Source organism: Loigolactobacillus bifermentans DSM 20003, from assembly GCF_001434575.1.
GTDB lineage: Bacteria > Bacillota > Bacilli > Lactobacillales > Lactobacillaceae > Loigolactobacillus > Loigolactobacillus bifermentans.
Genome location: NZ_AZDA01000093.1, coordinates 1 through 18,850, shown reverse-complemented (window position 1 = coordinate 18,850; position 18,850 = coordinate 1). Strand labels below are relative to the sequence as shown.

20 protein-coding genes are annotated in these 18,850 nt (G+C 42.0%); 5 read left to right on the top strand and 15 right to left on the bottom strand.

What is annotated here, in order from left to right; translation table 11 throughout:
• Positions 1–69: 69 nt before the first annotated feature.
• Together FC07_RS10790 and FC07_RS10785 are read right to left on the bottom strand one after the other, a co-directional pair.
• Positions 70–810, bottom strand: coding sequence for an amino acid ABC transporter ATP-binding protein (locus FC07_RS10790; RefSeq protein ID WP_057905118.1), 741 nt, complete (start codon positions 808–810; stop codon positions 70–72).
• Entirely contained in the window at positions 803–2,263 is a 1,461-nt protein-coding gene (locus FC07_RS10785; RefSeq protein ID WP_057905117.1) for an ABC transporter substrate-binding protein/permease, read from the bottom strand. Before FC07_RS10785 ends, FC07_RS10790 begins: the two co-directional genes overlap by 8 nt.
• A gap of 229 nt (positions 2,264–2,492) precedes the next feature.
• On the opposite strand from FC07_RS10785, the gene FC07_RS16065 reads away from it, so the two are divergent.
• From FC07_RS16065 to FC07_RS10770, 4 genes are read left to right on the top strand one after another with little or no spacing between them, the layout of a single operon-like run.
• The gene (locus FC07_RS16065; RefSeq protein ID WP_170206665.1) at positions 2,493–2,639 is read left to right on the top strand and encodes an SPJ_0845 family protein; all 147 of its coding nucleotides are present in this window, start codon (positions 2,493–2,495) and stop codon (positions 2,637–2,639) included.
• Between the two features lie 45 nt (positions 2,640–2,684).
• Entirely contained in the window at positions 2,685–3,209 is a 525-nt protein-coding gene (locus tag FC07_RS10780; protein WP_083483292.1) for a QueT transporter family protein, read from the top strand.
• A 41-nt stretch (positions 3,210–3,250) separates the two neighbouring features.
• Positions 3,251–3,475 carry a DUF2829 domain-containing protein gene (locus tag FC07_RS10775; protein ID WP_057905116.1) on the top strand — a complete coding sequence of 75 codons (225 nt, stop codon included), beginning with the start codon at positions 3,251–3,253 and terminating at the stop codon, positions 3,473–3,475.
• Entirely contained in the window at positions 3,472–4,227 is a 756-nt protein-coding gene (locus FC07_RS10770) for a 3-oxoacyl-ACP reductase (protein ID WP_057905115.1), read from the top strand. The genes FC07_RS10775 and FC07_RS10770 overlap by 4 nt, the downstream gene beginning before the upstream one ends.
• Positions 4,228–4,272: 45 nt before the next feature.
• On the opposite strand, the gene FC07_RS10765 is transcribed toward FC07_RS10770, so the two are convergent.
• The 9 genes from FC07_RS10765 to rpsO all read right to left on the bottom strand — a co-directional run bounded on the left by FC07_RS10765 (position 4,273) and on the right by rpsO (position 13,630).
• Complete coding sequence (locus tag FC07_RS10765) at positions 4,273–4,566, bottom strand: nucleoside triphosphate pyrophosphohydrolase family protein (RefSeq protein ID WP_057905114.1); 294 nt, start codon at positions 4,564–4,566, stop codon at positions 4,273–4,275.
• The gene (gene yihA, locus FC07_RS10760) at positions 4,539–5,162 is read right to left on the bottom strand and encodes a ribosome biogenesis GTP-binding protein YihA/YsxC (RefSeq protein WP_057905113.1); all 624 of its coding nucleotides are present in this window, start codon (positions 5,160–5,162) and stop codon (positions 4,539–4,541) included. Before yihA ends, FC07_RS10765 begins: the two co-directional genes overlap by 28 nt.
• Positions 5,163–5,256: 94 nt before the next feature.
• Entirely contained in the window at positions 5,257–6,507 is a 1,251-nt protein-coding gene (gene clpX, locus FC07_RS10755; protein ID WP_057905112.1) for an ATP-dependent Clp protease ATP-binding subunit ClpX, read from the bottom strand.
• 176 nt (positions 6,508–6,683) lie between these two features.
• Positions 6,684–8,012: a trigger factor gene (gene tig, locus FC07_RS10750; protein WP_057905111.1), complete on the bottom strand. Its 1,329-nt coding sequence runs from the start codon at positions 8,010–8,012 to the stop codon at positions 6,684–6,686.
• 172 nt (positions 8,013–8,184) lie between these two features.
• Entirely contained in the window at positions 8,185–9,372 is a 1,188-nt protein-coding gene (gene tuf / locus FC07_RS10745; RefSeq protein ID WP_057905110.1) for an elongation factor Tu, read from the bottom strand.
• 209 nt (positions 9,373–9,581) lie between these two features.
• Positions 9,582–10,517: a hypothetical protein gene (locus tag FC07_RS10740; protein ID WP_057905109.1), complete on the bottom strand. Its 936-nt coding sequence runs from the start codon at positions 10,515–10,517 to the stop codon at positions 9,582–9,584.
• Between the two features lie 74 nt (positions 10,518–10,591).
• Entirely contained in the window at positions 10,592–12,256 is a 1,665-nt protein-coding gene (locus FC07_RS10735) for a ribonuclease J (protein WP_057905288.1), read from the bottom strand.
• A 39-nt stretch (positions 12,257–12,295) separates the two neighbouring features.
• Positions 12,296–13,174 (bottom strand): 4-hydroxy-tetrahydrodipicolinate synthase, encoded by an 879-nt coding sequence (gene dapA, locus FC07_RS10730; protein ID WP_057905108.1) that lies wholly within the window; start codon positions 13,172–13,174, stop codon positions 12,296–12,298.
• A gap of 186 nt (positions 13,175–13,360) precedes the next feature.
• Entirely contained in the window at positions 13,361–13,630 is a 270-nt protein-coding gene (rpsO, locus tag FC07_RS10725; RefSeq protein WP_057905107.1) for a 30S ribosomal protein S15, read from the bottom strand.
• Positions 13,631–13,894: 264 nt separating this feature from the next.
• Between rpsO and rpsT the strand changes: the two genes are divergently transcribed.
• Positions 13,895–14,149: a 30S ribosomal protein S20 gene (gene rpsT, locus FC07_RS10720; protein ID WP_057905106.1), complete on the top strand. Its 255-nt coding sequence runs from the start codon at positions 13,895–13,897 to the stop codon at positions 14,147–14,149.
• Positions 14,150–14,214: 65 nt separating this feature from the next.
• Here rpsT and holA read toward each other — a convergent pair whose 3' ends face one another.
• From holA to FC07_RS10700, 4 genes are all read right to left on the bottom strand, one after another.
• Positions 14,215–15,267 carry a DNA polymerase III subunit delta gene (gene holA, locus FC07_RS10715; RefSeq protein ID WP_057905105.1) on the bottom strand — a complete coding sequence of 351 codons (1,053 nt, stop codon included), beginning with the start codon at positions 15,265–15,267 and terminating at the stop codon, positions 14,215–14,217.
• Positions 15,268–15,271: 4 nt separating this feature from the next.
• Positions 15,272–17,524, bottom strand: coding sequence for a DNA internalization-related competence protein ComEC/Rec2 (locus tag FC07_RS10710; protein WP_057905104.1), 2,253 nt, complete (start codon positions 17,522–17,524; stop codon positions 15,272–15,274).
• A complete protein-coding gene (locus tag FC07_RS10705) occupies positions 17,524–18,021 on the bottom strand; it encodes a ComE operon protein 2 (RefSeq protein ID WP_057905103.1) in 498 nt (165 codons plus the stop codon). The genes FC07_RS10710 and FC07_RS10705 overlap by 1 nt, the downstream gene beginning before the upstream one ends.
• 70 nt (positions 18,022–18,091) lie before the next feature.
• Entirely contained in the window at positions 18,092–18,736 is a 645-nt protein-coding gene (locus tag FC07_RS10700) for a helix-hairpin-helix domain-containing protein (protein WP_057905102.1), read from the bottom strand.
• Positions 18,737–18,850 lie beyond the last annotated feature (114 nt).

Sequence of the window (18,850 nt, the reverse complement as noted above, 5' to 3'; positions counted from 1 at the left end):
AATCAAGTGATTAGCGTCCGAAACAAAATAAGTACCCAGCTTAATGAATCAGCTAGGTACTTACGGCAATTATGCTTCTAGAATTTTAGCTAAGAAATCCTGTGTCCGTTCATTTTGTGGATGGTCAAAAATTTCAGTTGGCGTGCCTTTTTCAGCAAAAACGCCACCGTCCATAAACCATACCTGATCCGCTACATTTTTTGCAAAGCCCATTTCGTGGGTTACCACCACCATGGTCATGCCTTCGTTGGCGAGATCTTGCATTACTTTCAGCACTTCACCAACCATTTCTGGATCCAAAGCAGAAGTTGGTTCATCAAACAGCATTACATCAGGGTTCATGGCTAACGCCCGGGCAATGGCCACCCGCTGTTGTTGACCACCCGATAAGCTAGCTGGGTAAACGTCCGCTTTTTCTTTCAAACCGACTTGATCCAATAACTTCAAGGCCAACGTTTGGGCGTCGTCAGATGACATGCTCTTAACTTTCATCGGTGCTAACTTCACATTTTCAATCACGGTCATATTGGAGAATAGGTTAAAACTTTGGAACACCATCCCCATTTTTTCCCGCAATTGATTAAGCTGACCTTCATTTAAAGCCGTTAAATCGCTATCTTCAAAGGTTACTTGGCCACTGGTTGGTTGTTCCAATAAGTTCAAGCAACGGAGAAACGTACTTTTACCACCGCCAGAAGGACCGATGACGCAAATCACTTGGCCCTTTTCAACAGTACCGTTTAAATCTTTCAAAACCTCTGTTTTACCGAACTTTTTGCTTAAGCCTTTGATTTCAATCATCTTACTCATGCCGCATTCTCCTTTCGAAATGGTTCAATACTTTAGACAAGCTAAAGGTCATAATGAAGTACAAGATCATCGCAACAACGATTGGCAGTACCCCTTTATAAGTTGCTGTTTGAACAGCCTTTAATTGATAAATTAAATCGGTTACCCCGATAATTGAGACAATCGAGCTTTCCTTAATTAAGGAAACAAACTCATTCCCTAACGCTGGCCAAATGTTCTTCAATGCTTGTGGGAATACCACGCTACTGAAAGTTTGGTTCTTACTCAATCCTAAACTACGTGCCGCTTCTGTTTGGCCGATCGGCACAGAATTGATCCCACCACGAATAATTTCGGCAACGTAGGCAGCAGAGTTCAAGGAAACAGCAATGATCCCGGCTGTTAATGCTGGAATATTGATAAATAACCCAATTCCAAAGTAAACAAACATGACTTGAATCATCAATGGTGTGCCCCGAACAAATTCAATATAGGCTACCCCAACACTGTGCACCAATGGGTTGTGGGCCAACCGCATTAAGGCAAACAAGGTCCCTAACAAAATCCCAAAGAACACACTGATTACTGTGATAATTAAGGTATATTCGACCCCTTTACCAAAGTAACCGGCATAATGCCACATTGACGTATTCTTGGTATTGACCTTCATATAAGAACCGGCATCCGCTAAGTACTGTTTGGTTAAGTTTTGTGACGTGATTTGATCAACTGATTTATTCACCTCATTGACCAAACTCGTTGACCCTTTACGGAAACCAATGGCCGTGTTATTTTCACCATCGCCTAAATGGAATTTCCCATTCACCATGGCTAAGCCCTTATCATTTTCAACATAGGCTTGTGCCGTCGGTTCTTCCATAATCACCCCTTGTACTTTGTTACTCTTTAATGCCAAAATCAAATCGGTGATTTTATCCAATCCCTTAACGGTTGAATTCTTGATTTGTTTCTTGCCTAAATCATATTGAATACTCCCGGTTTGTGCCCCAACTGTTTTGTTGGCAAAGGAGTTTTTATCCTTATACAGCTTGGCGTCCGTTTTGTTCACCACAATGGACTGGCCACCACGGTAGTAGATCTTGGAAAAATCAACACTCTTTTTACGAGCTGGTGTTGGTGACATCCCAGAGATCACCATGTCGACTTTATGGGTTTCGAGTGCCACCAACAATGAGTCAAAACTCATTTGCTTGATCACCAATTTAACGTGTAGATCTTTGGCGATCTTCTTCGCAATATCCACATCCATCCCCACAACGCGGTCCTTCCCACCACGGTTAACTAGGAATTCATAAGGCGGATAATCTGGGCTGGTCCCCATCACCAGCGTCCCCTTATCTTTCACTTCTTGTAAGGAATTATCAACGGTAGCAGCCTGAGTTGGCTGCGCCACTGCTAATCCGGTAAAAATTAAGCCTAATACTAGGCTAAGCCATAAAATTACTTTCCTCATAGTGTCCTCTTCCTATTCATTTTTATTCAATGATTAGATTATAAACACAAATGATTGTTTATGCAATAGTTTTCGGTAAATAAGTTGTTTTATGCATTAAATTATTCATATATACATTTAACAGGTGCCATTTGCCACATTCTTGCGCCAGATCAGCACGCAACGACTTGCTTGCACTCTATCGTAATTCCTGCTAAGCTTACATCAAGAAAAATGTGAGGTGAACACAATGGGCTTAACCTTTAGACAAGATAATAGCTTAAACGAACTTTTCGATAAATTTGCCACCGTTCCTAAGGATCCAGTTGACAAGAAAAAAGACACAAAAGAAACCGACAAAAAACAATCCGACGCCAAAAATGATCAGCAAGCTTAAACCGTCTCTGACGGTTTTTTATTTTGAGTCTTTTTGGTATACTTGATGGGTTCATTTTTATCAAAAGGAAGTGCTTTTACGCTTAAAACAAGACCCTCGGCAAATGGCTTGGCAAAAATCGGCCTTGTCACCGCCCTTTACCTTTGTCTGACCCTATTGCTCAATCCCCTGAGCTACGGCGCAGTGCAATTACGGCTAGGCGAAGGGCTTAATCATTTGACCGTTTTTCACCGACGTTATATTTTAGCCTTAACGTTGGCCTGCGCGTTAGCGAACCTAATGTCTCCTTTAGGCATTATCGATGTGATTTTTGGTAGTTTAGAAACCCTGATCATGACCAGTGTCAGCTATTGGCTGACACGCCATGTTAAACGCGTGACTTACCGCTTAGGCATGAGTACACTGAGTTGTACGTTCTTCAGTTGGATCATTGCACTAGAATTACATTTCATTAGCCATATTCCGTTTTGGCCCACGTATGCGACGATTGCCTTAGGTGAATTGGCTTCTTTATTATTAGGTGCCGTTGTCATCTATGCTTTAACCCGCCGAATCGACTTAACCGTTTAACAACCATAATTTAACGCTCTAAAACCTAAGGAGGTTTTCTAATGACATTTGAAGCAATCTTACCTGCGCTTAAAGCTGGCAAAAAAGCAATTCGGACCGGCTGGGGTGGCTCAGAATTATATATTTTTGAGGTAACCGATGACACTTACCACGGTGAAGCGGTGAACCCTTATTTATTGATTAAAACTCAGGAAGCACCTAGCTTGTCCATGTTTCAACCGACCTCATGCGACGTTTTAGCAGATGATTGGCAGCTTGTCGAATGATCATTCCTGAATTGCACCATCAAAAAGCAATTATCACCGGTGTGAACTCTGGTATCGGACTTGCCCAAACAAAGGCCTTGCTTGAACAAGGGGTAACGGTTGCGGGGATCGATCTCAACGTTGATCATATTCAGCGTCTCGTTGAAACGCACCCCCAACAATTAACGGTCTTTCAATGCGACTTACGCAATGAAGCGGCACTGATCACCACCGTTCAACAAGCACTAACCGCTTTAGAAGGCTGTGATTTCCTATTAAATACTGCAGGTGTCCTTGACGGCTATGCGCCAACTTTAAAAACCTCAAGCCAGCAATGGGATACCGTAATGGCCATTAATTTAAAAGCCCAATTTTTAATGACGAATGCTGTTTTGCCCACAATGTTAGCACAAGGTCACGGTGTTTGTCTGAATATGGCCTCAATTGCTGGTTTGGTTGCCGGTGGTGGTGGCGCCGTCTATACTGCCGCTAAACACGCCATTATCGGCTATACCAAGCAATTAGACTATGATTACGCAGCACAAGGAATCCGTGCAAATTGCATTGCGCCTGGTGCGATCGAAACGCCTATGAATGCAGCTGACTTTGCAGGCACTGCTGAAATGGCACATTGGGTTGCCGAACAAACGCCTGCTAAACGATGGGCGCAACCTGAAGAAGTCGCCGCTTTAAGTCTCTTTCTCATCAGCCCTGCTGCAGACTACATTCATGGTAGTGTGATTCCCATTGATGGCGGTTGGATCGAAAAATAAAAAAGTGAGTGAACGGACATGATGTGTGACGTTCACTCACTTTTTTTATTTTTTTAAGCGTTGTGCGTATTGTGCATTTAAACGTTCAATATTAGCCGTTGCCACTTCGTCAAAGGGAATATCAGCCCATTCGGCAATCTGCGATAAATACCACAGCACATCACCCATTTCGTGGGTCAACTTGTCACGATCAAGCGTCTCGCCATGAAAGGTGTATTTCTTAATCAATTCGGTGACCTCGCCACTTTCACTGGCCAAACCCAGTGCACAATTGGTCAACACCTGTTCATTCCCTAAAAGGGTTCGATTTGCTAATTTTTGGTATTCTGTGAATTCCATGCTGAAACCTCCACTGCTGTTTGTTGTTCAACCCATTGCCAAACCTGATCGGAACCAACGCCTGTTTGACTTGAAAAAACAACGATTTGATCGGTTTGATTCAATTCTAGTGCCTTTGAAATACGACTGATGCGCTGATTCCACTTACCACGAGGTACTTTATCCCCCTTCGTTGCGACGACTAAAACGGGAATATGATAATACTTTAAATATTGATACATGGAAATATCATCAGCTGTTGGTTCGTGGCGAATATCCACTAATGAGACGACCCCTTTTAAAGTTTGCCGTGAGGTTAAATAAGTTTCAATCATTTGAGAGAACTTTTCTCGATCTCGTTTAGAAACCTTCGCATAACCATAGCCTGGGACATCAACAAAATAAAGGGCCTGGTTCAAGCGATAAAAATTCAACGTTTGGGTTTTCCCAGGCGTACTCGACGTGCGCGCCATTTTGCGCCGGCTGATCAGTTTATTGATCAATGATGACTTGCCGACATTAGAACGACCGGTTAACGCAATCTCTGGTAATTGGTCAGTAGGATATTGGCCAGCCGCTACTGCGCTGATCACCAATTCCACGTTTTGAATCTGCATCCTGTTGCCTCGCTTTCATTTCTACTCGTTTCATTCTAACATACTTCAAATCGTAAAAAAAAGAAGTCAGCACGTTGCTGACTTCTTTGTCGGCTTAGGAAGCCTTTTGACCATCCATTAAAATCAGGGTTGGTTTCCCAGTTCCTTTTACCGTATCTTCAGTAATGATTGCTTTTTCGACATCATCACGACTTGGTAAATCAAACATAATATCCATCATAACTTCTTCAATAATTGAACGCAAGCCCCGAGCACCTGTATTTCGTTCAATGGCTTCATGGGCAATCGCGTGTAAAGCACCTGATTCAAACTCAAGCTTCACATCGTCTAACGCCAACAACTTGGTATATTGTTTCACCAAAGCGTTTTTAGGCTCTGTCAAAATGCGAACCAAATCATCTTCTGTAAGCTTCTCTAAAGCCGCCATGATTGGAATCCGACCGATAAATTCAGGAATCAACCCAAATTTCATTAAGTCTTCTGGAATGACTTGTTGCATGAGGCTCTTCGTATCATCAAACCCTTGCGCATCTTTACCGCTAAAGCCAATTACTTTATCGCCTAACCGCTCTTTGACAATGTTTTCAATTCCGTCAAAAGCCCCGCCGACGATGAATAAAATATTGGTGGTGTCAATCTGAATAAATTCTTGTTGTGGATGTTTACGACCACCCTGGGGTGGTACGTTCGCAATGGTTCCTTCAAGAATCTTCAACAGGGCTTGTTGCACCCCTTCACCAGAAACATCACGCGTAATTGAGACGTTTTCACTCTTTTTAGCGATTTTATCGATTTCATCAATGTAAATGATCCCTTTTTGGGCCTTTTCTACATCGTAGTCCGCATTTTGCAATAACTTCAACAAAATGTTTTCAACATCTTCGCCCACATAACCGGCTTCTGTTAAAGTCGTGGCATCTGCAATTGCAAATGGTACTTTCAGGATCCGTGCCAAGCTTTGTGCCAAGAATGTTTTCCCGGAACCAGTTGGTCCAATCAACGAAATGTTACTCTTTTGAAGCTCAGTATCGCCTTCTTCAGCAACTTCCATTTGATTGACCCGTTTGTAGTGATTATAAACGGCAACGGCTAACGCCCGTTTGGCCTCGTCTTGCCCAATCACATATTGATTTAAAATATTTAAGATTTCAACTGGTTTTGGAACCTCAAGTAAATCGCTGTAGGCATCATCCTGAAATTCCTCGTCAATAATTTCTTTACAAAGATCAATACATTCATTGCAAATGTAGACACCAGGGCCAGCCACGATTTTTTTGACTTGATCTTGCGACTTGCCGCAAAAGGAGCAATTGACAGGGCCATCCGTTTCTGTATTATCAAACACATTTATCAACCCCTAATAAAGTTTCTGTTCTTATCTTACCTTAAAGCCTTTGAAAAGCCAATGTTAAACCTTTGACACTGGGCCAATTTAACATAGATCTTCAGTCAGGTAAAGCAAACTGCTTAGCCCAAAAAAATAGCGGTGCCTATTGGCACTGCTATTTTTCAAGTGATTGCTTATTCAGCATCCTTAGCTGCATCTGCCTCAGCGTCAGCTTTAACGTCAGATTCTTTAGCAGAATCTGTCAATAATTTAATAGCAGCTTTAACGGCAATATCATGTTTCAACATGTCATCGCTTAAAGCAGCACGAACGGCTTTTTCTTCCATACCGTATTGGCCAGCTAAGTCTTTCACTTCTGCTTGAACTTCATCTTCAGTTGGTTCGATCTTTTCAGCAGCAACGATTGCTTCAAGTACCAAGTTTGTCTTAACGCGTGTTTCAGCATCAGCGCTGAATTGCTTCTTCAAATCATCTTCAGAAGTCCCAGTTAATTGATAGTACATCTTAGGATCAATGCCTTGTTGTTGCATGTTGCCTAAGTATTGGTCTAATTGACGTTGTACTTCGTCATCTAACATCGCTTGAGGAACGGGTTGAACTTCAGCGTTGTTAACAGCTTCTTTAATGGCAGCATCTTCGATAGCTTCATCGGCAGCGTCATCTTTTTGTTTTTGAAGATCTTCTTTCGTCTTAGCCTTCAATTCAACTAAAGTATCAACATCTTCATCAACATCTTTGGCAAATTCGTCATCAAGTTCTGGTAATTCTTTCGCTTTGACTTCATGGATCTTTGTTGCAAAGACAGCATCTTTACCAGCAAGATCTTTGGCTTGGTAATCTTCAGGGAAGGTTACTTTAACGTCAACGTCTTCATCAGCTTTGTGGCCAACTAATTGGTCTTCAAAGCCAGGAATGAAGCTGTTTGAACCTAATTCTAATGAATAGTTGTCAGCTGAACCGCCTTCAAAGGCTTCGCCGTCAACAGTCCCTTTATAGTCGATAACAACTGTATCGCCAGATTCAGCAGCTGCATCTTCTTTTAAGACAAGTTCTGCTTGTTGTTGACGCTTGGTTTCTAATTGCTTATCAACATCTTCATCAGAAACAGTCCGGTCTTGCGTTGGAACAGCTAAACCTTTGTAATCACCTAAAGTGACTTCAGGTTCAACGGTTACTTTCGCAACAATTTCCCAAGGCTTGTCTTGATCCATACTTTTAACATCAATGTTTGGTTGGTCAACTGGTTTAATTTCAGCTTCTTTAACTGCTGCATCATAAGCGGCAGGCAACACAATGTTTAAGCCATCTTCATACAAAGCTTGTTCACCGTATAAGTGGTTGAACACTTGGCGTGATACTTTTCCTTTACGGAAGCCAGGAACATTCAAGTTTTTCTTAACACGTGTGAATGCTTGGTCTAAGCCTTTCTTAATTGTATCTTGATCAATTTCAAAGGTTAATTCGCCGTCTGTGGCACCCTTTTTTTCCCATTTTGCTGACATTAATTTCCCTCCGGAATATTTATTCGCAATTGTCTCATTGCATACGGTAACCATTTTAACTTAATTAAACCACCTTGTAAATCATTCTAGCCCAGAAATTAGCGCTAAACAGCGGCTTTTCAGTTTTTTTATAAAAAAAGACTCGGTTTCCCGAGTCTTTAAATGGTTGTTACTATTCTTCGATTTCAGTAACCTGACCGGCACCAACAGTACGGCCGCCTTCACGAACCGTAAACTTAGTCCCTTTTTCAATGGCAACTGGTGCAATCAAATCAACGTCGAATTCAACGTTATCGCCAGGCATAACCATTTCTACACTTTCAGGTAATTGGATAACACCAGTTACGTCAGTTGTGTGGAAGTAGAATTGTGGACGATAGTTAGAGAAGAATGGTGTATGACGGCCACCTTCGTCTTTAGATAAGATATATGCCTTACCATGGAATTTGTCATGGACTTGGATTGAACCTGGTTGAGCTAATACTTGACCACGAACAACTTGGTCACGGTTAACACCACGTAAAAGAACACCAACGTTATCGCCGGCTTCACCAAGATCCAAAGTCTTACGGAACATTTCAAGACCTGTAACAGTTGACTTGAGAACGTCTGGATGTAAACCAAGGATTTCAACTTCGTCACCAATTTTAACTGTCCCACGATCGATACGACCAGAAGCAACAGTACCACGACCAGTGATTGTGAAGACATCTTCGACAGGCATTAAGAATGGCAAGTCTTTATCACGTTCTGGTGTTGGGATGTAGCTATCAACGGCATCCATTAATTCCATAATGTGTGCTTCTTCTTCTTTGTCGCCTTCAAGAGCTTTCAAAGCAGAACCACGAATGAATGGAATATCGTCACCAGGGAAATCGTATTCAGATAATAATTCACGTGTTTCCATTTCAACTAAGTCGATCAATTCAGGGTCATCAACAAGGTCAGTCTTGTTTAAGAAGACAACGATGTAGTCAACACCTACCTGACGAGCCAAAAGGATATGTTCACGTGTTTGTGGCATAGGACCATCAGTTGCGGCAACAACTAAGATCGCACCATCCATTTGAGCGGCACCAGTGATCATGTTCTTGATGTAGTCAGCATGTCCTGGGGCATCAATATGAGCATAATGGCGTTTTTCAGTTTCGTATTCAACGTGGGCAGTGTTGATTGTGATACCACGTTCACGTTCTTCTGGAGCTGAATCAATTGCGGCGAAGTCTGTCATTTTAGCTAAACCTTTTTCAGCTAAAATCTTTGAGATTGCTGCAGTTGTAGTAGTTTTCCCGTGATCAATATGGCCGATAGTACCGATATTAACATGGGGTTTTGTTCTTTCATAATGTTCTTTTGCCATTAATGAAACCTCCTGTATTTTCGCAAGAATAATCCAGCAATTAGGGCAAACTAATTCCGGTAATTCTTTACAAGTTATTATACAACTTCCCAATACAAAAGCCAAGTTACTGGCTTTGATGTACTAAGAAGAATCCATTTAGATATTATATAGACTCGTTTGCTTTTTGTAAACACCTTTGACTGATTATTTCAAAATTTTTCTTAAAATCACAGATTTAATTGTGCTGTCAATCGATCTAAACGTTGTTGCCAATCTAAAATTTGTTGTTGTTTTGTGGTTAATGACGTCTTTTGCTGCTGATACACTGCTTGATAAACGGCCAACCAGTCGTCTGCTGGCTCTGTCATGATTTGCGACGCTAATGGATACAAATATGCGGCATGTAAATCGATTGTTTCCTGTAAAGCCTGTGTCATAATCGGATCTGTTGTGCCTAGCGTAGCCGTTAACCGTTCTTTTAACGTTTGAATCACAGGTACTTGTAAAATTTCAACTAGTGTTGCTGGCACAACCGTGATCTGTTGCTGCTGGATCGTTTCAAATGTGAAAGACGTGGTACATTTGATCTGGACCAACATTTCCAAACTAGTGGCACGCATTAACGGATGTAAAAAGGGATTCACTAATAAGCGGGCCATAACCGTTTTAAAATGCGCCAGTGGTAACTGTTGTGCTTGCTTTAAAAGAATCAGTTGCTGATAGATGGGTTGTTCATCAATATGAAACAAATCCCGCTCTAATTGTGCAATCGGCGCCTGCGCCTGTTGTTGATAATGCCGCTCTGCAAGCTGAATTTCCTGTAACGCAGCTACTTGTTGGGCTTGTGGTAACCAAGTCCGCCAGCGATAAGCTGCAACAAACTGTTGTGCCGCTAATACCCGTTTAAAGGCTGCTTGTTGAATTTCAGAAGTTGCTTGCTGGTAATCAGTCAAGTACTCCGTTTGAAGCGCATATGCCAATTGAAACTGCTCATCCTGTGCTAAGACAGCAGCTAATTGCTGGTTATGTTCAAAACTAGGTTCGGCTTGATAGAGCTGCTGGTAAAGCTGGCAAGCAGTCGCCCAATCCGCTTGTGCAACGGCTTGCTGTGCAAGCCGTTCTAAGTCAGTTGGCGACGTTGGAAATGGATATTTTTCACCCACATTAACGCCTACTTTCTATCATGATTCATGAAAAAGGGCTATGACCTGTGTCACAACCCTTTCCTTAACGCTGTTTAATTGCGATGATGCCGATTTTGATTGACTTCCATAATAACCGGTAAGATCACTGGTCGACGCTTGGTTTGTTCGAACAAGAAGCCGCTTAAACCTTCACGAATATCTTGCTTCAAATGGCTCCAATCAAACTCTTTATTATCTAAATTAGCCTGTACTTTTTGCGTAACGATCTCAGCACTTTCATTCATCAAATCACGGCTGGTCTTGACATAAACAAAACCGCGCGTAGTAATTTGGGGTTTGGAAACGATCGTTCGCTTTTTACGGTTGATCGTAACAACTGCAATAAAGATGCCATCCTCAGATAAAATCTTCCGATCGCGTAATACAATATTGCCAATATCACCAACCCCGATGCCATCGATCATGGTGTTACCCACTTCAATTTGATTTGCTAAACGCATTTGTTGGTCTTCATAGCGTAACACATCACCTTTACTCGTAATGAAGATGTTTTCATAAGGAATCCCTGTTTCATGTGCAATATCAGCATGTGCTGCTAACAAACGATATTCGCCCTGCACTGGAATCACATACTTAGGTCGCGTCAAATTCAGCATTAATTGCAAGTCGGTTTTATTGGCATGACCAGAGGCATGAATGTCATCCCCAATTGCTTTCACTTCACCGCCAGCCCGATAGATCATATCGCGCGTTTTCGCAACCGTCGTTTCCATGGCATGCGATGGTGTGGTGGTAATAAAGACTAAATCACCGGCCTTAATTTTAACCAATCGATGACGTGAGGTGGCCATGCGTTGCAAGGCCTTGATAGGTTCACCCATCCGACCTGTTTCTAAAATCACAGTTTCTTCAGGCGCCAACGTCTTTAACTGTTTAACAGGCACAATAATATCAGGATCCGGTAGTGTTAAACGGTTAAGGCGCATTGCTGTTCGTACGATTTTTTCCAAATCACGCCCTGTCAAAACCACGCGCCGCTTTGATTCATACGCGGCATCGATCACTTGTTGGATCCGCGCAATATTTGAGGCAACTGACGCCACAATAATCCGGCCCTCATGATATTTAAAGGTATCCAAAATATAAGCAGAAATATCACGTTCACTGGCCATCTCATAAGGTGATTCCGCATTTGCAGAGTCACTGATCAACGCTAACACCCCTTGCTGACCGATTTGGGCTAAACGCGCAAAGTCAGTTTGATAGGTTGGATCTGCTGCTTGATCAAACTTAAAGTCCCCAGTGTAAACAATCTGTCCAGCAGATGTTTTAATACTAATTCCCAGTGAATCCGGAATTGAATGCGTGGTTTTAAAGAACGAAACCTGCGCATGCTTGAATTTCAAACGTGAATTTTTTGTAACGGTATGGAAATTCTTAAATTTACGTGACCCTGCATAGCCATTAACGTTTAATTTTGCCAATGCAATCGTTAATTCAGAACCGTAAACCGGTACTTGCTTTTGACTTAAAAAGTATGGCAAAGCACCAATTGCATCTGCGTGACCATGGGTGAGAAAAATGCCGGCAATCCGGTCTGCATTCTCAATTAAGTACGTAAAATCTGGAATCACCACATCGATCCCTAATAACTCGTTTTCAGGGTACATTAACCCACAATCCAAAATAAAAATCTCATCATCCACTTCAACGGCATACATATTTTTTCCATTTTCACGTACCCCGCCTAATGGCATGATTTTAATTTGACTTTCCAACAAATTCACCTCGTTTTCTTAAAGATTTAAAATATTGATTAAATTTGTTATATCTTCCGTTGTCGGCATTAATAGTGGTAGCCGAACGCCACCGACCTCAATCCCAATATGATTTAAGGCTGCTTTAACAGGGCCCGGTGATGGTTGCGCGAATAACTGCTTCCCTTTAGGTGTCAGTTCACGCATGATAGCAGCGGCACCTGCCACATCCTTTTGATCGAGCAAACGATACATTTCTTTGATTTGAAGGCCGAATAAATGACTGCTAACAGACACAACACCTTGCGCCCCAATCGTTTTTGCTGCAAATGCATCTTCATCTTCACCTGTAAACACAGTAAAGTCTAAATCCTTGGTACCTGCCACCAATTGTCCTAAGTTCGTCACACCGGTACAATCTTTGATCCCAATGACATTAGGTAATAACGCTAATTGGTCAGCTGTTTGCACTGACATTTGGGCACCTGTTCGACCAGGAATATTATAAATCAGAATTGGCAAACCGCCTTGCTCGCTGACGGCCTTATAATGCGCATACATCCCGCGTTGATCAGGTTTGTTATAGTATGGCACCACGACAAGTGCTGCATCGATCCCTGAAATTTCTGAAGTGCGCTTGGTAAACGCAATCGTTTGCGCAGTGTTATTACTCCCTGTATTGGCGATCAATGGTACGCGACCATTAACCAATCGAACTGTTTCTTTAAACAATTCAATCTTCTCATCCTCACTAATAGTAGGTCCCTCACCCGTGGTCCCACCAATCAGAATGCCTTCTGTCCCATTTGCTAATAAATGTTCAACTAATTTTTCTAAACGCTCAAAACTAACCTGTCCATCATCAGTAAATGGTGTAACCATTGCCGTAATAATTGAAATTCCATTTAAAAAGCTCATAATAGCCTCCCCAATCCTCAACCTGCACGGTTAAATGAACTGCTCTCCATAAAAAAATTGATATTAGCCGACTCAAATTATGCACACGGATTGAATAACGTTTTTTTATATGATACCACAAAAAAACAGCTAGTAACATTGTCACTAGCTGTCTCCCGTTTAAATATTCACGAAATACATTTAAGCCTAACGACGTAAGCCCAAACGTTGGATCAATTCACGGTAACGTTGAAGATCATTTTTACGTAAATAAGCTAATAAGTTACGACGATGACCGATTTTCTTCATTAAACCACGGTAAGAATGATAATCCTTCTTATGAACACGGATATGATCATTCAATTGATTGATTTCTTCTGTTAAAACGGCTACTTGGACTTCTGTTGAACCTGTGTCGCCATCATGACGCGCAAAGTCCTTAATAATTTCATTTTTACGTTCTTGTGAGACTGCCATCTCATTCACACCTTTCAAATTTAAAAATACCTGTGACTGAGTAAAACGTTGGTGAATCGTCAAACTAAGTGACAGGTTCCTTGGTACTTTTCACACTTTACACGTTTCTGCTAAAAAAAGCAAGCCTGATCACTAGCAATTATTTGCCTATCAAGGTGAAATACTTTACAACTTCTTATTGCAATGTCTGACGGTCTTCTGTATAATAAGCAACGTTGAAAAAAATAGCATTTGCTATAACTCACTTGTTTCGGAGGTGAACTCATGCCAAATTTAAAATCTGCAATCAAACGCGTTCGTACAAACGAATCAGCTAAAGCACGTAACATTTCACAAATTAGCGGAATGCGGACAGCTATCAAACAATTTGAAAAAGCACAAGCTGCTAAGGCCGATGACCAAGCAACGCTTTTCAACGCAGCAATTCGCTCAATCGATATGGCTAAATCAAAAGGTTTAATCAAAGCAAATAAAGCAGCTCGTGACAAGTCACGTCTTGCAAAGCTTTTAGCTGACTAAAAAGACTGAGCATTTTGCTCAGCCTTTTTATATTTAGCGGTGTTCATGATGAACACCGCTATTTTTTATGCTTGATTTTGTGTTAAGCCTAACTGATGCGCCCGATCCGTAAATTTCAATAAAAACAATTGGAATAGTAATCTTGGCGATTGCTGTGAAGACTTTAGCTGTGCCTCAATCTCTGTCAGTCCTAAATAAGCTTCTCGTAAGCTGGCCCTTGAAAAACGTTTCGTCTGACGTAAGGCTAGCTTGATCCGATAAGGATGAATTTTTAAGACTTGTGCTAAGTTGCCCTGACTGTAGCCACTTTTCTGTAAGATCTTAATTTGGAGCAACAATCGAAATTGACCGACTAAAATAGCATTGATCTTGAGTGGTTCCTCTTTTTGCAACAATAGCTCATCATAGATCGTAAGTGCCTTTGTCACTTGCTGTGCCAGTACGGCATCCACTAAACTAAACACATTTTCTTCTAAATTTTGAGGGACCAACGCAGCAACTGCCTCTGCTGTAATCGTTTGGGCTTGCAAGGCGTAGGTCAGTAGAATTGGAACCGCCGCCATCATTGCCGTTAGATCCCCAGCCGTCCGTTGCATTAAACTTGTCAATGCATCTGGCGCCAGTTTAACGTTTGCTTGCTGAAAAGCGCGCTGCACCTCGCGCTGCGCCTGCTCAGGGGTTCTTTTTTTAGCATCAATCACCGTCGCTGTTTTTTTCAAAAATTTCGTTACTTTTTTACGTTCGTCTAATTTTGGATAAGGCGCAAAAATCACCAAGACTGTACTCGGGAGTGGATTTGCCAGGTATTTTAGAAAACCATCAATATTGTGTTTCACTTTAGCCTTCTTGGCATCAGAAGTTAAAAACACAGGCTGTTTAATAAAAATGAGACGGCGATCACCGAAAAAAGGTGCTGACGCTGCATCATCTAATGCGACGGCTAATGGTGTTGTTTCCATATCGTACTGGCCAAAATTCATGTCTGATTCTTCTGATGATAACAACTGACGCAATAACTTACGCGTTTCATCAACAAGGTAAACCTCATCCCCCTCCACTAAATAGACAGGTGCTACGTTGCCTTGTTTAAGTTGTTGCCCTAAGGCTGTTATTTCCATATGACTATCGCCCTACTTCCTTCTTTTTTATTTGGATCGGCTGTTTGCATTTTGTGCGCCAATGATCTGTTTGCGCCTGCCAGCGGATCATACCGACTTCAGCTGTATTAAAATATGGGATTTGGCGCTGACGCAAACGCTGTAAAACGACTTCATGGGGGTGCCCATAACGATTATGGCGCCCGGCTGAGATCAAAACACGTTTCGGCTGAATGGCATCTAAGAATTCCGCCGCAGAGGCCGTTTGACTGCCATGGTGCCCGGCTTTTAAATAGTCCACCGGTAAGGGCTGTTTTTCAATCAACGCAACTTCTCTAGTTGCACTTAAATCCCCTGTAAATAACCAACGGCGGTGCCCTAATTGACCGTATAAAACCATTGAATCATCATTTTCCCCAATTCCTGGACGTTCAGGATGGCAAATTCGGAAGACACTGCCTGCAATCTTAACCGTCATGCCAGCTTGTACTTCCTGCCACTGACATTGCTGTCGTACAGGCCCGATACGGCGTATAAATGCGGGATTTGCCCCCATTCCCAATGGGAAATAAACCCGCTTTACTGGAAACTGTTGCAGTAAGGTTCGTAAATCGCCAATATGATCTGCATCTTGATGGCTTAAAAAAACATTATCCAGCTGCCGAATCCCTTGACTTTTCAAATAAGGAATCGTGACTTGTGTTACCCGATTGGTGGCCGCTGTACGTTGCCATGCAGGCTGACGAAACTGTAATCGACCACCGGTATCAATGAGGCTCACTTCCCGATGGTGTGGGCCGTCCAACAAGATACTATCACCTTGGCCAATATCAAACATCGTGACTTGTGCTTGATGCGGCCAGTGCAGCCAAGCGTAATTCCCTAAATAAAGCATACCAATCACAACAAGTGTCCCATAACGACGCCACCCAACCTGACGTAACGCCAAGAATGTTAGCCCAATCACACTCACCACTAACCAGGCAAATGGCCGACCATAAACAAACAGCCAGCGCGGCGTTGTAAAATAGGTAAGCCCGCTTTGCATTTGTGTCAATATCAGTGCACTCCAATGAACAAGCTGTGGCAAAAAAGGCGCCATACAGATATTAACCAGGACAAGCGGTAAAATAATATGTGCAAAAATCGGCACCATGAGCCAATTAAGTAAAATCGTTAGCCAATGGACTTCATAAACCTGATATAAAATTAATGGTAGGCTTAGCAAATTAAGGATAACTGTTGTGCGTAATGTTCCCTTCGCCGGCATCAGAATCAGTGTCAGTGCTAATAAATAAGAGAGCTGCCCGCCTAACCCTAACAACATCGTTGGCTGAACCGTCAAATGGCCTAACAAAACCCAACTAAAAACATCAGTTGGCGGCCATTTTGTATGACAACAACGGCTTAATGTTACTAGCCAACATAACCCAACGGCGCGTCTCAAACTTGTACTACCACCGGCTAATAAGGCATAAAACGGCAACCCGATCAATAATAAGCGATCCTTTAATTCATGAGTCAAATGCAATCGTAATAAGAGCCGACTTAAAAGGCCAACAAAATAATACACGTGTAAACCAGATAAACTAAATAAATGAATAATTCCTAATTTTCGCAATGTGACCGAAAAGCTACGAAAATTCATGTCTTGATAGCCTAAAATCAAGCACTTGGCATCTGTATCAAGTGGCCGTGGTAAGCGGGAAAATTTGATTAAAAGCTGCTTACGCAAACTAGCCATGCGTGATTGCCAAGTGGTACGTTGTTGCGTTACACTTTTAATTTTTTGAATGGTCAGTGTACTTGAAATCCGACGTTGCTGTTTCAAATAAGCAGCATAGTCGAATGCCGCAAAATTAGTTGCCGGTTCAGGTCGCTGATAGGTCCCATGAACTGTTAAAACCAGTGGTTGGGTGGTCTTTTGAAAAAATTGTAATTCTTGTTGCTGTTTTGCCTGATAAAACGCCATGATTCGGCCTTGATCAGATTCGGCTTCAAACTGAATGCGGCCCCCATTAATATGATAGGCGTCAGGCTGAACAATGATCGTTGAACTGCTTGGTAGCGGTACGATTGGACGACAATTGTAAACTCTAAAATAGCTACCCCAACCGACACCTGCTAACAAACTAAGCCATATTAAGGGTTTAACCTGTGTTGTAATAATTCGGGCGGCAACCAATGCCACAATCAACCATCCCCACCAAGTGGCCGTTAAAATCGCAAAATTCAAACTTACAACCAGAATTGCAATCAACAACCAATAGCGTTGCACTAATCTTGATTTAAATTAAAAAGTTGTTTTAAATCAAATTGGTCAAAATAATCTTGGTTCAGTATCACTTGTTCAACGGTGACGCCAACCCGCTTCATCAGATTTAAGGCATATTCATTGTCATGATAATCATGAAGGTAATAAATTTTTTTGATACCCGCTTGAATCAGCATTTTTGTGCATTGTAAACATGGAAAATGAGTCACATAAATCGCGGCATTATCAGTTGCAACACCGAACTTAGCACATTGTAAAATTGCATTCATCTCAGCATGAATCGTTCGTAAACAGTGACCATCTACCATATAACACCCAACATCAATGCAATGGTCATCGCCTGAAACAGATCCATTATAACCACCGGCAATCACCCGCCGATCCCGCACGATGGCTGCACCAACAGTGGCTCGCGGACAAGTGCTTCGCAAGGATAACAAAACAGCCTGTGTCATAAAATATTGATCCCATGGTAAACGTTGCTTTACTTTAACAGTCATGTCAAACCCCCTCTAAAAAATAATTGCATCTAGTATACCAAAATCTTCAACTTACGTCACACCCTCCCTTTTACAGTGTAATACTATCTTTCAAACCTTCATATGTTTTATCACCAATTCCTGAAACTTCTTTTAAATCTTCTAATGCCTTAAAGCCACCATTTTCTTCCCGATAGGCGATAATCTGTTCCGCTTTCTTTTGACCAATACCGTTTAACGCTTGCAATTCTGTGGCGGTTGCCTGATTCAAACTCACTTTTGCAGGATTGCTCGAATTTTCTGACGTTGTTGTAGACGAACCAACTGCAGATTCTGGCGAATTCATTGTCACGGCAACTGAACCTTGTTCTCCTTTAACCGGCACATAGACCACTTGCTGATCCGTCAGGCTTTGTGCTAAATTAATTTGACGTTGGTCTGCGTCTTCAGCAAAACCACCAGCTTGCCGAATAATATCAAATAAACGCGCATTGCCTTGAATCTGATAAATGCCAGGATGCTTCACAGCACCTTTGACGTCCACAAAGCCAGCGGCCTGCTGTTGTGTCGTTTGACGATTGCTACTACCATTCGGAACAGCTGACATGCTGGTTTTAAACGGATCTGTCGCCGCTTTAGGCGCTTTTTTAGCCGGTTGATGCAAACAAATCCCGATTAACACCACACAAAGCACACTTAATAGGCCAATCGCACACCATTGACCATATTGCTTCAAAAAGATTGTAACTGTTGTTGCATTTCGCTCACCTCCTTAGGCGCTTACTTTAAATTACGCAAAAAAACAGTCTAACATTGGTGGTGAATCGTAATTTGACGGAATTATGATTCA